This window comes from Deinococcus sp. Arct2-2, from assembly GCF_004801315.1.
Classification (GTDB): domain Bacteria; phylum Deinococcota; class Deinococci; order Deinococcales; family Deinococcaceae; genus Deinococcus.
In genome coordinates this window covers 27,186-41,834 of record NZ_SSNW01000054.1, presented here as the reverse complement: position 1 = coordinate 41,834, position 14,649 = coordinate 27,186, and the positions used below count along the sequence as shown (strand labels likewise).

Genomic DNA, 14,649 nt, shown 5'->3' with positions numbered 1-14,649 from the left:
TGATGCGGGAACAGCGAGGCAGGTCTCATATTCGCGACTCAGTTTAATCCCGTATGACACAACTTCTCCAAAATCCCGGTGAGGACGAGGCGCACATCGTCCAACAGCAATTTCAGCGCGTTCTCGTCCACGTGGAACGTCAGCAACAGAGTCTGCCTGAGGTCTCGAGTGCGCTGGCGCACTTCATCAAGGTGTTGACGGCTCAGCAGGCCTGGCTTTTCCACTGTTACCGCGTGCCGGGTTTGCGCCGAACGAACAATGCACTGGAACGGTATCTTGGCTCGGCCAAGCGGTATGAACGTCGTGTCAGCGGCCAGAAATCGGCTTCGCCGAGTTTGGTCATTCGTGGACATGTTCGCTCGGTCGCCGCAGCGGCGACCAAGACGAGCGTGATCCGTCAGCAAGACCTTCAACCTAAGACTGTGGCGCGTTGGCGTACACTACGTCAAGAACTGGAAAGCCATCATGAAACCCGCCGTCTTCAGTCGCGGTTTCGGCGGACTCTCCAAATTTGCCTCGCCCAACTTGAAGCAGACTGGAACAAGCTGAATTTTGCCACTGTAGTTTTTTTGGGCCGCTCGCAGGGGACTTCAGAGGCATCAATCACCACGATGCTGTACACCGTGTGCGCCTCTTGGAAGACGTTCTTGATGGACATCTGGAACTGCGCACTGGCGATCAGAGCCGCTTCCACGCGTTCCACCGTGCGGTGCACGCCATGCTCATGGATGCCTCAGTCCTCACCCAGGTGTGCGAAAGTGCGGTACTCGCGCCAGAATTTCAGCGTCAAGAAGAGTTGTTCAGCCATGCTGAGCGCGGCTGGGCGGCCAGATTTCTTTTTCTATCTTTAGCGTTCAGTCAGTACCTCTTCCATTTCGGCGAAGGTTTCCGGGGAGACCCCGGTGCGGCGACGAAACTGTTTGCGGTTCATCTTCAGCGTGCGTGTCAAACGGCCTTGCTCCACGCGGCCGGCTTAGCCCACGACTTTCGCAAGAGGTCTAATGTAGCAGCGTGAGAGATTATCCCATAAATGCTACCTTAGTCAGTGAAATTTTATCAATAAGGTGAAGCCTAGTTTTTGACAGCCCGATTGATCAGAGGTATACAAGCGTTTGCTGGTTTTAAAGTAATACTTGGTCGACACCTATGTGTCAGATGGAAACAAGTAAATGAGAGCGTGTGCCCATTTGGGTGGGTTTTGGATCACATGTAAGCTAAATGTAATGGGCTTCTCGTTACTGTGAATGAAGGTGGTCCCCTCGTGCGCCGACCTGCTTCACCGGTTGGTTGCTTTTCTGTTTCACACTCGTTTATGCAAGGAGCTATTATGAGAAGTCATTCCCCCTTACTGCTGCTGACCGGCGCACTGCTCACCAGCGTCGCCTCAGCTCAGGCCGCCAGCCCTCTCACACTCACCTTGAGCCAAGCTCTGGTGCGTGCCGTGACCGTAGACGGCAAAGCCACCGAGCAACTGGCCGCCGACCCCAAAAACGTGCGCCCCGGCGACGTGCTTAGCCAAATGGTGACCGCCCGCAACATAGGCAACAAGGCACTCACCAACGTGACAGTGCGCCTGCCCGTGCCCAAAGGCACCACCTACCTGAAGGCCGAAACCGTCATGAATACCGCCCTGAGTAACGCCAAGGCCGAGTATTCCATCGACGGCGGCAAAACCTACGCCACTGCACCACTCAAAAAGATTGTGATGGTAACGGAGAACGGCAAGAGCGTAAAAAAGGAAGTCGAGGTTAAGCCTTCCGAGTACACCAACGTTCGCTGGATGTTGCCCCACATCGATGCAGGCACAGAACTGAAGATCGGCTTCCGAGTACAAGTCAACTGATTTGTTTCTCCCCACTTGAAGTGCGCTTCACCACCTAGCCCTCGCTTACAAATTCAAGGAGTACCGATGAAGTCGCCTCTTCTCTCACTGGTGGTGGCCTTAGCCGCTGGAAGCGCTGCCGCTGCCGGAACCCCCGCAGGCACGCCCATTTCCAACATCGCCACCGCCAGCTTTATCGACCCCAACGATGGAACCACCCCAAAAACCTCACAGTCCAACATCGTGACGACCACCGTGCTGCCCAAACCCGGCTTTGACGTGAACTTTTCGGGCACCACCGTAGACGGCAACACCCCGGTCGCGCCTGTGACTGGGGCCACCAGTGGCGCGGGCTACTACCCCGCCGACTACATGAAAAAAGACGTGGTGCCCACCACCGCTGGAACCAATGTGGACACCAAGTACACGTTGGTGAACACGGGCAACAACATCAACCCCGTGAGCTTGGTGGCCGACGTGAGCGGCAAAACGGCGACCGGAATCGCACTCACCGGCCCTGCCTTGCCGACAGTTGAGTATTACCTCGACCTAAACGGCAACGGCGTGATCGAGCCGGGCGATACGCAGCTCACTGGCCCAGTCAGCATTCCCGTGGATGATCCTTTAACGCCCGGCGATGAGGGCAAAGTCACCATCATTCAGCGCATCAAGATTCCGACTCTTGCACCCAAAGGCAGTGAGTATTTTGTCAGTCCTCAGGGTACGGGGCAGCAGTACATCACGGCCACCAGCACCACCGACCCGGCCTACGTAGAACCCAGCACCGACCTGCAATACACCTACATCAAAATCGCCAACCCTAGCGTCGATATCGTGCCGCCTGCCGACACCGATCCTTCCACGCCCACCATCACGCCCCCAGTTCCCGGTACTGTTCCCGGTACCGGCGGCCCCGTGACCGACCCCAACACGTATGTGCCGCCCGCCAACCCACCCGGTGGCCCGGCCACCACGCCCGGCACGATTGTTGCGATTGACCCCGCAACCGGCGACCAGACCGCCTATCCGCCCGCCGACACCAACCCGGCCCCCGATGTGGTTACGTTCGTCAGTCAGGTGACCAACAACGGCACGATTCCCGACGCCGTGGTGCTCATTCCGCCCACCGGCCTGCCCCCCGGCACCATCGTGACTCTTCTGGACGGCAACGGCAACCCGATTACGCCCGACGCCAACGGCAATTTTCCCCTTGGCGTCATTGCGCCGGGCGGCAGCGTGCCCTTCCGCGTCATCGTGACCTACCCTGACCCCGACGGCGGCACCACCCCTATCCCCAGCATCCCTGTGATCATCGGCGTAGATTCGGGCAACGACCCCGACCTGACACCTAACACCAGCGGCACCTTTACCGTCAACCCGCCCAATGTGATCTTTGGCGATACCAACGGCAGCACCGCTACACCCACCAACTTCCCCAATGAAACCGTGGTTCCCGGCACGCCTACTGGCACCGGCACCGCCCAAACCGACAGCAGCGCCGTATTCCCCATGAGCATCGTGAACACGGGCGCTTACCCCGAGTCGTACACCATCGCAGGCAGCGTGACCATCAAGGTCATCAATCCGAATACCGGCGTGATCAGCGACCAAGTTATCTCTGTGATGTACTACTTGGCCGACGTCAACGGCAATCCTACCGGCCCAGCCCTGACCACCACATCTGTAGTCGCCCCCGGCGTGCAGTTGAAATTGGTGGCCGTGATCAATGTGCCCATCAACGCCGCCAGCACCAATGCCAACGGCGTCAACACTCCGCTGCTCATCTCTCAGGCGCTTGCTGGCACCTTTAGCGGCATCGCCCGCAGCGACAACAATGACACCCTGACCATCAGCGTCGTCAATAGCGGTCCCAGCGGCATTGAGATCGCCAAAACGCAGACTTCGGCCAACTCGAACGCACTGCCCGGCAACGACATTCAGTATCAGATCGTGGCCAAGAATAACTTCAATGCTCAGGTTCGTGGCTTCTTCCTGACCGAGCAGGGCGGTGTCGTCGGTACGGGCACCAACACCGGCACAACCTCCAACATGTTCACCTATTCCACCTATAAGTCGGTTGCCGCCAGCACCAATTTTGCAGGCAATCTGCTGGTGCGCTTCAACAGCGCCGCTTGGCAACCCCTTGCTGCGGCCACAGCACCTGCCACGGTTACGCGGGTCGACGTGGGCGTAGACAACAACGCGGGCACACCCGACGGCGCGATCACCGCTGCCGACACCATGCCCAGCACGGGCGTCATTACCGTCAACTTTACGACCACCATCAAGTAAAAGGGGCCGCAAACATGGGGTCACCATTGGCATTCGGTTCTTACTCCTGCGTTTTGGTTTGCCGGTAACTTGCCATTTTGCCAACTTAATTGGTAACACCCCCAGCAACACCGCCAGATACCCCCAAATTTTCCAGCTTGAGTGACAAAACCGTCAGAACTAGTAAGAGACACTGTAGTTAGAGTGAGTATCAGATGTGGCAGGAATGAAGTGCCTGGATCGGATCAACTCTAAGCCGCTATTTGACTCCCCATCTTGTTGTTCACCGCCACCCAATTTTGATTCACGCTGCGACGAAGGACCCAAGGAGCACCACATGAAAGTAAACTCCCGTTCGATTGCCCTGATGGTAGCTATGGCCGCCTGTACCGCCGCCGCCGCTCCTCGCACCACCGCCGGAACAGAGATCAAGAACGTGGCCAGCGCGAGTTTCACCGATCCCTCGACCGGCGTAGCAGTCGTCAACCCCGTGCTGTCTAACGAAGTTATTACCACTGTCACGCCCATTACCGGCTTTGACATCATCTACAAAGGAAGTCAAGCCGACGGCACCACGGCCTCGACTCCTGCTACCGGTACGCCCACCTATGACATTCCTAACGTTGCAGCAACGAGTAACACCGCCACCAACTACAGCGTTGTGAACAACAGCAACATCAACGGGTATGTCGTCAATCTTGCGGCAGATACCACTGGCACGGAAAATGCACCTACGAGCGTGAAGTACTACCCCGCGGGTACGACTAGCTTCGTTCCGGCCAATGAAATCACCAGCGTAACGCTGGCCGACACCGGTACCAACAGTACGAAAGACATCATCCAAGTCATTACGATCACTGGAGCCGCTGCGACCAACAAGTTCTCGGCCAGCCCTAAAGGTACGGCTCCTGCCAGCACCGACACCACTGCTTACCCCACCGCTCCTTCTTCCGGCGCTTTCACCCAATACATTGAAGCGACCAACAACACCACGACGGGCGACTTGCAGTTTACCCGCGTGACGGTTGCCACCGCAGTTGTAACGCTGGAACCCCCAGCCGATACCACCCCCGGCACCCCTGCTGTCACTCCTCCTGTCAGCGGCACGGTTCCTGGCGTTACCGGCCCTACGGTAACCAACCCCAATACCTACACGCCTCCTGCTAATACCGGTGTGACTAATAACCCCGGCACCACCATTACTGCCGACCCCACCACAGGCGACCAGGCGGCCTACCCCAAGTCCGACACTAACACCGCAAGCGATATTGTCACCTTCGTCGGCGACGTGAAGAACGGCGGCCTTGTAGCTGATGTCATGAAGATCAAAATCCCTACTGCTGGTCTGCCCACTGGTACTATCATCAAAGTGCTGGACAAAGACGGCAATGTCTTGACACCTGACCCAACTGCACTCCTCTACACCCTGCCCGGCGGCCCTGTTGCCCCCGGCGGAAGCGTACCCTTCCAAGTCGTCGTCACCTACCCCGACTCGGATACCTCTGCTACTAAAATTGATGTTCCTGTACAAGTGTTCTCCGGCAATGTGCCCTCGACCAACCCGCTGGACACCGGCACGCTGACCATCTACCCGCCCGACATGCAGTTTGGCGACACGGTTGGCTCTGCTCCTACGGGGATGCCAAATTCGGCGCTGACCCCCACTGAAACCGTTAGCCCGGGCGGAGCAACCAACCTCACGCTCAACACCACTGCCGACGCCAGCGCCGTGTTCCCCATGAGCGTTCGCAACACGGGCACCTACGCTGAGACGTACACGCTGACGGCCACAGACATAATTTTCAAGGATGTCAATGGGAATAACCTTCCCGCAGCAACAGTCACGTACTACACAGCAACTGGTGTGGCTCTCACCGGTGGCGTCACCAGCCCCATCGACCCCGGCAAGAGTGCAGACTTCTACGCTGTGGTCAACGTTCCTGCTGGTGCTGTTGCTACTACAGGAGTCAATATTGCGACCCCCACTACCGCCAACCCCTTCCCCCAGCCTCTGGTCTTACAGACTGCTACCGGGAATTACAGCGGCGATACCGCTACGGACACCAACGACGAGATCAAGGTTGCCGTTGTTAACACCAAGCCTACCACCAGCACCGATCCCACCACTGGCCCTAGTAACGCCAACAGCGGCATTGCTGTAGCTAAGTACCAGACCAAGGGCGCAACTGCACCTACCCCCGTCGCAACAGATATCAATACCCTCAACGCCGCTCCCGGCGACACCATCCGCTACGCCATCATCGCCAAGAACAACTTCAACAGCATCGTGAAGAACTTTGTGCTTACCGATAGCAACGCAACCGGCACCACCAACGTCTACACCTTCTCCGACTTCGTATCGGCTTCCGCTACGGCCCTGTTGGCAGATGGAACGACTTCCTTCGGCACCGTGTTCTACAAGGTCAACGGCGGAACATTCACTGCCACCGCCCCCGCCACAGGAACGGTCATCACAAGCCTCGAAGTAGCTGTAGACACCGATGCAAGCAGCACCATCACCGCCGCAGACATCGTGCCAGCCAAGGCCAGCATCCGCCTCGACATCGCCGTTAAAGTCAAGTAACCCTCTCTCCCTGGTGCGTCCCTGTTCAGTTAGGGCGCACCATTTTTCTACCTGCCGCCCTTTTTACTGACACCGCATCCCCTTATCGGGTGTACACCTAAAGACTTCCCCCTTTTAGCTCTGCCGTCATAGGTATGTCAGAACCGCTCCAGCACACTGAATGACGTTGATGAGCTGCCGTCCATTTCCTCTGGCCCCTTTTAAAAGCCGAAAAATTCATAGATCTTCTTTAAACTTCCACTTTCGCCGTCCCTAAGCTACTTTTTCCCTTCCCCACTTCCCACCGAGGAGACCATGACCGTGAGCTACTTATCTACATCCCCCCTGAAACTGATGTCTGCGCTGCTGGCGCTAGGTGCCTGCGCGGGCGGCCAGTGGGCCAACGCCGCCGGAACCCCTGCGGGAACCACCATCACCAACATTGCTACCGGATCGTTCGAGCCGCTGGTGCCGGGTGGCCCGACCACCGCCCAGAGCAATCTGGTGTCTACCACCGTGCAGGCCGTGTGCGCCGTCAGCATTACGCCCAACGGCTCGGTGCTGGCTCCCGGCCAAAGCGCCACCCTGCTTCCCGGCGAAACCACTACCTTCAAATACACCATCGTGAATGCGGGCAACACGCCCTCGGTACTGGGGGTCGTGGGCCGCGTAGAAACGGCGAGCACCTTTACACCTGTGCTGGGCGTCTACAACGACCTCAACAACAACGGGGGCGTGGACGCCAACGAGCCAGTGGTCAGCAGCGTGGATTTGCCCGCCGACGGCAGCGCCAACCTGTTGGTCGTGGTCAGCACCGACCAGAGCGCCCGTGCAGAAGCCTTCATTAACCTGATCGGCTCTTGCGGTGGCGTGGGCGGCGCAACCGACGCCGATAACGTGAGCCGCATCACCGTAGGGCCGCCCCCCGAATTGGCCGTCGACAAAAGCTTCTCGCCCGCACTGGTACGCCCTGGAACCGAAAGCACCGTCACGGTGAACACGGTCAACGGCGGACAGGGCGACAGCCGCGAAGTCGTGCTGACCGACATCCTGACCGACCAACTGGCCCTCGGCCTGACCTTCGTGACAGGCAGTGCCAGCGTAAGTAATAATGCAGTTGGCGCGGTGCTGGACTACAGCGCAGACGGCACCACCTGGCAGGCCACCGAACCCGCACAGGTACGTGGCGTGCGGGTGCGCGTGCCGACGCTGGCGGCGGGCGCTCGCCTGAGCCTCAGCTTCCGGATGCTGGCCGGGCCAACCGCCGAAAACCGCATGATTCCCAACGTGGCTACGGCCATCACCGGGGGCACAATTGTTACGGGCACGGCCACCGCCGACGTGCGTTACTTGCCCGCTGTCGCCATCGGGCCAGAAGGCAACCCCGAAGCGCCCGAAGGCACCGCCGCCGACAGCCAGAGCAAAACCTTCGCCGTCGTGGGCCAAGTGGTCTGCTTCGATCACACCGTCAAGAACACGGGCGATGTGCGCGACAACTTTACGGTCACCGTCACTTACCCGCAGGGCGCGGCCAAAGCCGAGTTCCTGAATGCCAGCGGCGGTCCCCTGGTGCAGCCCCTCGTGCTCGATCCGGGGCAGACCGCCTTTGTGCGCGTGTGTTACACCCCCACCCAGGCCGGGGCACTGGGCGCACTGCTGACTGTCAACGGCGACCGGGGCACCAGCAACCAGACCCGCGACCTGATCGCAGCCGTAGAGGGCGGCCTGCCCGAATTGGTCAAAACCAGTTCGGTGGCCGCCAATGTCACGGTAGCCACGGGCGACAAGATCACCTACACCTTGTCGGTTCGCAACCCCTACACCCGCCCGCTGACCAACGTAGTTATCAGCGATCCGGTGCCCGCCCACACCGACTTCGTGAAGGCGTCTGACAGTGGCACCGTGGCGGGCGCGGCAGGCACGCAGGCCGTCACTTGGAATCTGGGCACGCTGCACCCCGGCGAAACCCGCACCCTCACGATGGATACGGTGGTGTCTAGCCGCGCTGTAGACGGTGAGGAACTGAAGAACATCTTCAATCTGGTGAGCAGTGAGTTGCCCGCCCCGGTGGCCAGCAACGAAGTGAAGACTCCGGTGTGGAGTGCGCGTCTGGTGATTACCAAAGAAGTGAACGCCAAAGTCGCTACCTACGGCGACCGCCTGACCTACACGCTGAGGATTCGCAACCTGTCGCCCACCACCGCTATCGTGGACGCTACCATTACCGACAACCCCGCTGTGGGGCTGGAGTACATCGCCGGAACCACCACGCTGGCCGGAGCCGCTTACCCCGATCCCACCGTGACCAACGCGGCCAGCACGGGCAGCACCCTGAACTGGAAGGTGACCGTGATTCCTGCAGGCGGCGAAATCGTGCTGACCTACGCCACCCGCATCACCCCGCAGGCCGTCGGCACCCTGATCAATACGGTCAGCGTGATAGGCAACGGCGCAGGCGGCCCCAACCGCGCTATTGCCAGCAACCGCGCCGAAGCCGTGACCCGCCTCGATCCGCTGAAGTTTGCGCCGCTGGGCGACGTAGTGGGCATCGTGTACATCGACCGCAACCGCAACGGCCTGTATGAAGAAGGCTTTGATACGCCCGTAGACCGCGCCCGCGTGATTATGGCCGGAGGCCGACTGGCCCTGACCGACCCCGATGGCCGCTACCACTTCTTTAATGTGCAGTACGGCACGCAGGCCTTCCGCCTCGATCCCAACACCACCCCCTACCCGCCCCTGAAGCTGCCCGCCGACGGCGACCTGAGCGGCACCCAGACCGTGCATGTGCGCGGCCTGACCAGCGTGGATTTCCCGCTGGCCCCCCTGGGCGGCGACATCAACGTGCTGCGCCGCACCCTGCTGATCGCGGGCGATGTGCGCGTCGAGAAACTGGTCATTCCGGTCACGGGCGGCTACGTGGTGAACCTGAAGATCACCTCACCTATCAGCCTGGAAGAGTTTGTTCTGACTGATCCCTTACCGGCAGGCGCGGTTTTGAAAGAAGGCCGCAATGGCCTGACCGGTACGCTGACCGCAGGTGAAACCAACCTCACCTACCGCCTCGAAGGGCCGGGGGAAGACCGAGCGGCCACCACCGATCCTTTCGTGAGCTGGAGGTACTGAAGTGAATTTCAAAAGACCATCATCACTGGCTTCCCTGACCGCCCTGACTGCCCTGTTGGCAGCGGGTTCGGTGGCGCAGGCCCAAGAAATAGACACCAGCCTTCCCCTCACCAGCATCGGCGACAAGCTGATGTGGACGGTGGGCGACCAGAACCTCAACCTCTCCGTGCCGATCACGGGCCGCATCAAGCTTGACCTGTACAGCCCCCGCGTAGACCAGAGCGACTACCGCAGCGACACCTACTACGGTGACGAGCAGTACGACGCCAACCGTTCGGCAGTGGCAACCACCTTTACCGTGACCGACGCGGGCGGCAAAGTGGTGCTGCGGCGCACCTTTACGCCCGGTGCCCACACGTGGGAGACCCTGCTGGATCAAGACCTGACGGCGGGCCAGTACCGCCTGAACGTGGAAACCAAAGGCAACGGCAAGAACACCTTCGCCGTGCGCCTGACGGGTGTCAGCGCCGACGTGACCGCCGAGCGCCTGACCGTCAATGTTCATTCGCAGGACTGGGTTCCGGCCATCAACATGACCACCGACGGCACTGTGCCTTACATCGTCCGCATGTACGACGGCGACGGCGCGAGCGAGCTGGAGGCCCAGTTGCGCGACGAGCAGGGCAACATCACGCCCCTGACGGTCAGCGGTGACCTCGCCTACACAGACCTGAAGATCCCCGAAGCCGCCGGACGCTACGTGATCGAGCTGCGTCAGCCGGGAACGGCCAAGCAGTACTCCAACACCGCCGGATTTAGCCTGCTGCGTGCCGGAACCGCCACCCCGATTACCTTGACCCGCGTGGATCAGACCGGACAACTGCGCGTGACCGCCGAACTGATTTTGCCCGGCAGCACGGCCGCCACCAGCGCCGACTTCACCCTGAACGGCAAGGCCGAACGCGTAGACGGCAGCCTGACCCGCCGCGTGCCCGTAGGCGACTACGGGCTGGCCGCCGCACCTGTCGCCGGAGCCACCGTGACGCTGGATCAGAGCAAGCTGAGCGTCCCCAAAGGCGGCCTCGCCGAAGCCCTGATTCAGATTCGCCCCGAAGTGGCCCTGAGCCTGCAAACCGACAAGACCGAGGTCTGCGTCGGTGACCGCGTAACGGTGACGGCCCGCGTCACCACCGCTTTTGCAGGCGACCTGCCCATGAACCTGACGCTGGACACGCCCAGACTCGACATCAGCGGCGCGAACACGCTGGACGGCACCCTGAATGCGGGGCGGCCCGGCGAATTGACCGTTGTGGGCACCGCCACCACCGCTGGACCCCTGACCGTCAGCGCCCGCCTGAATCTCTGGGAACAGGGGAAAACGGTAGCGCTGAACGTGCTGCCCAGCGCCACCAGCCTGCAACTGAGCCGCACGCCACTGGCCGCTGCCACCGTGGGCGACGAAGTGACCGTGACCCTGGCAGTGAAGAATACTGCCGCCCAAAGCGTGCCGTTTGTCCTGACCGATACGCCCAGCGCTGGCCTGGTGGCCCTCGATTCCACTACCTTTGAAGGCACGCTGGCCGCAGGCGAAAGCCGCACGCTGACCTACCGCGCCCGTGTGGACGCGCCGGGCGAAGCCACCCTGAACGCCCAACTGAACAGCCCCTCGTGCCCCGCCCCGCAAACTGTGGGTGGCCTGCTGACTGCCGCGCCAGTTCCCGTGCCCGAATCTGTTGTGCCCGAACCCATTGTCGTGGTGCCCGAAGTTCGGCCCGCCCCGGCCCAAGTACGCGAAAGCGTGGTCAGCCTGCCCTACAACGCGCCCACACGCTCGAACGAATTGGTGATTTCACATCTGCCGCCCGCAGGCGCAACCGTGACCCCCGGCAGCAGCCGCCTGAACAAGCAGCCAATTCCCGACCCCGTAGTGGGGCCGAGCGGCACACTGTATTGGGTCATTCCGGCCACCGATGCCAAAGCGCAGCGCGGCGTCGTCAAGTACGATCTGGCGCATACCGACGTGTTAGGCGTCATGGCCGCACCGTCTCTGCTCAGCCGCTTGGCAGGCAACCGCAGCGAACTGCTGGAAGGCAAATTCGACGCTGCTGACCTGAACGCCGCTCGCCCGCTGGCCGCGCCCCTTGCCGACATCACCGCCGAGAACGCCGGAGCCATCAAGCTGCCCCTCGCAGGCAGCCTGATCCGCACCCGCGACCGCATCAGCGTGGTTGTCGAAGCCCCTCTGGGCGACCTGCCCACCCTGACGGTCAACGGCCAACCCGTCGACTCCTCTACCATCGGCACCAACACCCAAGACGGCGTGCGCGGTGTGCAGCGCCTGACCTACGTGGGCGTGCCCCTGAAACCTGGCCCCAACGTGCTGAGCATGAACGGCCAGACGGTCACGGTACAACTGGTGGGCGGCACTGCCGAGATTCAGGTGCTGGCGACCCAAATGCTGGCCGATGGCAGCACGCCTCTGCGCGTCAAGTTCCGGGCGCTGGACGCCTTCGGCAACCTCGCTTCCCTGAGCAGCGTGACGGTTCGCACCAACCTAGAGCCCCGCACTCCCGACGCCAACCCCAGCGAGAGCGGCTATCAGGTACGCCTGACCGACGGTGAAGGCGTGCTGGAACTGCAACCCCAGTCTTCTCCGACCACCCTGAAGCTGGACTTGCTGAACGGCGACCAGGTGCAGCGCCAGAGCTTTGAAGTGCGCCCCGACGCCAGCCGCGTGGGTGTGGGCATGCTCAGCGCCACGCTGGGACTGGACGGCAGCCTGAACCTCCAGGACGACCTGACCTATCAGGCCAAGGGCTACTACGAAGGCCCGCTGGCCGGGGGCAAACTGTACGCCGCCGCCGACAAGGACGGCCTGCCCACCAACGAAAACACCCTGATCCGCTACCCGGTGGCCGGAGACGCCAGCACCGAGAGCGTGCCGCTGCAGGGCATCGATCCTGTGGCGCTGACCTACGATCACCCCAGTTTCCGTGCTCAGTACCGCACCACCGCGCTGCCCATAGACATTCTGGCGGTGGGCGAGCAGTTTACGGCTCTCAGCGCCTCCACCAAAACCAATCCCTCGGTGGCCGCGTTTGCCGCGCTCGTGCCGCGTGACCGCATTACCGACACCCCCCTGACGCCCGAAGGCACGCGCATCTTGCGTCTTCCCAACACCGACATTGCCGAGGGCAGTGAAACGCTGGTGCTGGTGACGCTGGAACGCACCCTGCAAACCGACGGCACCCGCAAAGAACTGAACCGCGTGACCCTGACCCGCAACGTGGATTACGTGTTGGACGTGCGAACCGGAATTATTACGCTGGCCCGCGCACTGGACACCGTGGACAACGACCTGAACACCCTGCGCGTGCTGGCCAGCTACCGCCTGCTGAACGCCAAAGATGGCCGCCGCTTGGCTTTCGGGGCACAGATCAAGCAGACCGGCGAGAATTACTCGGTGGGCGCCGCCGCCGTGAGCCTAGATGACCGCGTGACCTACGGCGTGGGTGGCCGCTACGACAACGGCACCCTGAACGCCGGGGCACTGCTAACCTATTCGGGCGGCGTGCAGGCCAGCGCCGACATGACCACCAAATTGGGCGACGACAGCCTCAGTGCCCGCGTGCGCTACCAGGATGCCGTCTACGCGGGCCTGAACGGATTCGGTGTGGGTCTGAACGCCAGCGCGAACTACAACGCCCGCCTGGGCGCGAACCTGAACGCCATTGCCGACGGCGAATTTCACCGCACACCCACCACCGAGGGCGGCAGCGTGGGTGCACGCGCGGAATTCCGGGTGGCTCCGTTTACGGTGGGCGGCGGCTTCAAGTACGCTTTCGGCGATATCTACGGCCTCGGCGCAGTGGGCAGCGTCGGCTATCACCGCAACCCCGTAGACGTCGACGTGGTGCATGTGCAGCCCCTCAGCGGCAACTTGGACGCCACCACCAACATCACCGCCAAGTACCGCTTCAACGACAAAGTGACCTTGGGCCTCAGCGACGCGATTACATGGGGCGCGGGCAGCACCAACAACATCACGCAGTCGGCGGCCCTGACCCTCGATTCTCAACTCGGCAACGTGAACTACGCGCTGGGCTACGAACTGCCCACCGCCAGCGGCGCAGGCAACCGCGCCCGCTTCGGCGTCAGCACGGCCCTGACCCTCTCTGAGCGCGTGAACGTGGGTCTGCGCGGCAGCGCCCTGTACGACCTGAACAAAAATGAGGCTCAACTGGGCGCAGGCGCAGACGTGAACTACCGCAGCGACAGGGTGAGCGCCACCACCGGCACCGACCTGACCTACAGCGGCGGCAAGTTCGGCGTAGTCGTGCGCGGCGGCATTACCGGCACCATCACTCCCCACCTGACCCTGACTGCCGACGCGCTGGCCGAATGGTCCGCCGACAAGACTGGACTGCGGGCCAGCTTCGGCTACGCCTACCGCAACCGCACCTTCAACAGCCTCGGCTACGCCCGCTACATGCAGGGCAGCCTGGGCGGCACGCAGCCCGAACTCAGCACCGGCCTGAGCGCCGAATACCGCCAGCCCACCTGGGCCGCCCGTGCAGGCCTGGAAACCCGCACCCTCCTCAACGATCCCGCCAGCTTTACCTTGCAGGCCCAGATCGGCGGCACGGCCTACATCACCGACCGCTTCGGCGTGGGCGCGTGGGGCCGCATGATTACGCAGCCCGCCACCAGCAACACGGCTTACGGCTACGGCCTAGAAGCCAGCGTGCGCCCCCTCCAGGGCACGTGGCTGACCGCCGGATACAACTTCCGTGGATTCGAAGGCTTGCCCAGCGCCACCTATACCCGATCCGGCCTCTACCTGCGCCTGGATCTCACGCTTGACGAGACCATTGGAGAACAAAAGTGAACCGATATCGACTTCTCTGGGCTCGCCTAGTTCGCCTGG

The 14,649-nt window shown here is 61.6% G+C and carries 6 protein-coding genes; all 6 read left to right on the top strand.

Annotated features, from left to right (window positions below):
• Positions 1 to 53 precede the first annotated feature (53 nt).
• Positions 54 to 851 (top strand): hypothetical protein, encoded by a 798-nt coding sequence (locus tag E7T06_RS21535; protein ID WP_205750978.1) that lies wholly within the window; start codon positions 54 to 56, stop codon positions 849 to 851.
• A 476-nt stretch (positions 852 to 1,327) separates the two neighbouring features.
• A complete protein-coding gene (locus E7T06_RS18305; RefSeq protein WP_136367199.1) occupies positions 1,328 to 1,843 on the top strand; it encodes a DUF11 domain-containing protein in 516 nt (171 codons plus the stop codon).
• 66 nt (positions 1,844 to 1,909) lie between these two features.
• On the top strand, positions 1,910 to 4,114 hold the full coding sequence (locus E7T06_RS18300; protein ID WP_136367198.1) for a hypothetical protein: 2,205 nt from the start codon (positions 1,910 to 1,912) through the stop codon (positions 4,112 to 4,114).
• A 316-nt stretch (positions 4,115 to 4,430) separates the two neighbouring features.
• The gene (locus E7T06_RS18295; RefSeq protein ID WP_136367197.1) at positions 4,431 to 6,677 is read left to right on the top strand and encodes a hypothetical protein; all 2,247 of its coding nucleotides are present in this window, start codon (positions 4,431 to 4,433) and stop codon (positions 6,675 to 6,677) included.
• Between the two features lie 294 nt (positions 6,678 to 6,971).
• Complete coding sequence (locus E7T06_RS18290; RefSeq protein ID WP_240741169.1) at positions 6,972 to 9,782, top strand: DUF11 domain-containing protein; 2,811 nt, start codon at positions 6,972 to 6,974, stop codon at positions 9,780 to 9,782.
• Between the two features lies 1 nt (position 9,783).
• A complete protein-coding gene (locus E7T06_RS18285; RefSeq protein ID WP_136367196.1) occupies positions 9,784 to 14,610 on the top strand; it encodes a DUF11 domain-containing protein in 4,827 nt (1,608 codons plus the stop codon).
• The last annotated feature ends 39 nt before the right edge of the window (positions 14,611 to 14,649 follow it).

Bases quoted from the DNA above. Each gene is read 5' to 3' on its own strand.
- E7T06_RS18290 (WP_240741169.1), top strand. From the start codon at position 6,972: ATGACCGTGAGCTACTTATCTACATCCCCCCTGAAACTGATGTCTGCG.
- E7T06_RS18305 (WP_136367199.1), top strand. From the start codon at position 1,328: ATGAGAAGTCATTCCCCCTTACTGCTGCTGACCGGCGCACTGCTCACC.
- E7T06_RS18300 (WP_136367198.1), top strand. From the start codon at position 1,910: ATGAAGTCGCCTCTTCTCTCACTGGTGGTGGCCTTAGCCGCTGGAAGC.
- E7T06_RS18295 (WP_136367197.1), top strand. From the start codon at position 4,431: ATGAAAGTAAACTCCCGTTCGATTGCCCTGATGGTAGCTATGGCCGCC.
- E7T06_RS21535 (WP_205750978.1), top strand. From the start codon at position 54: ATGACACAACTTCTCCAAAATCCCGGTGAGGACGAGGCGCACATCGTC.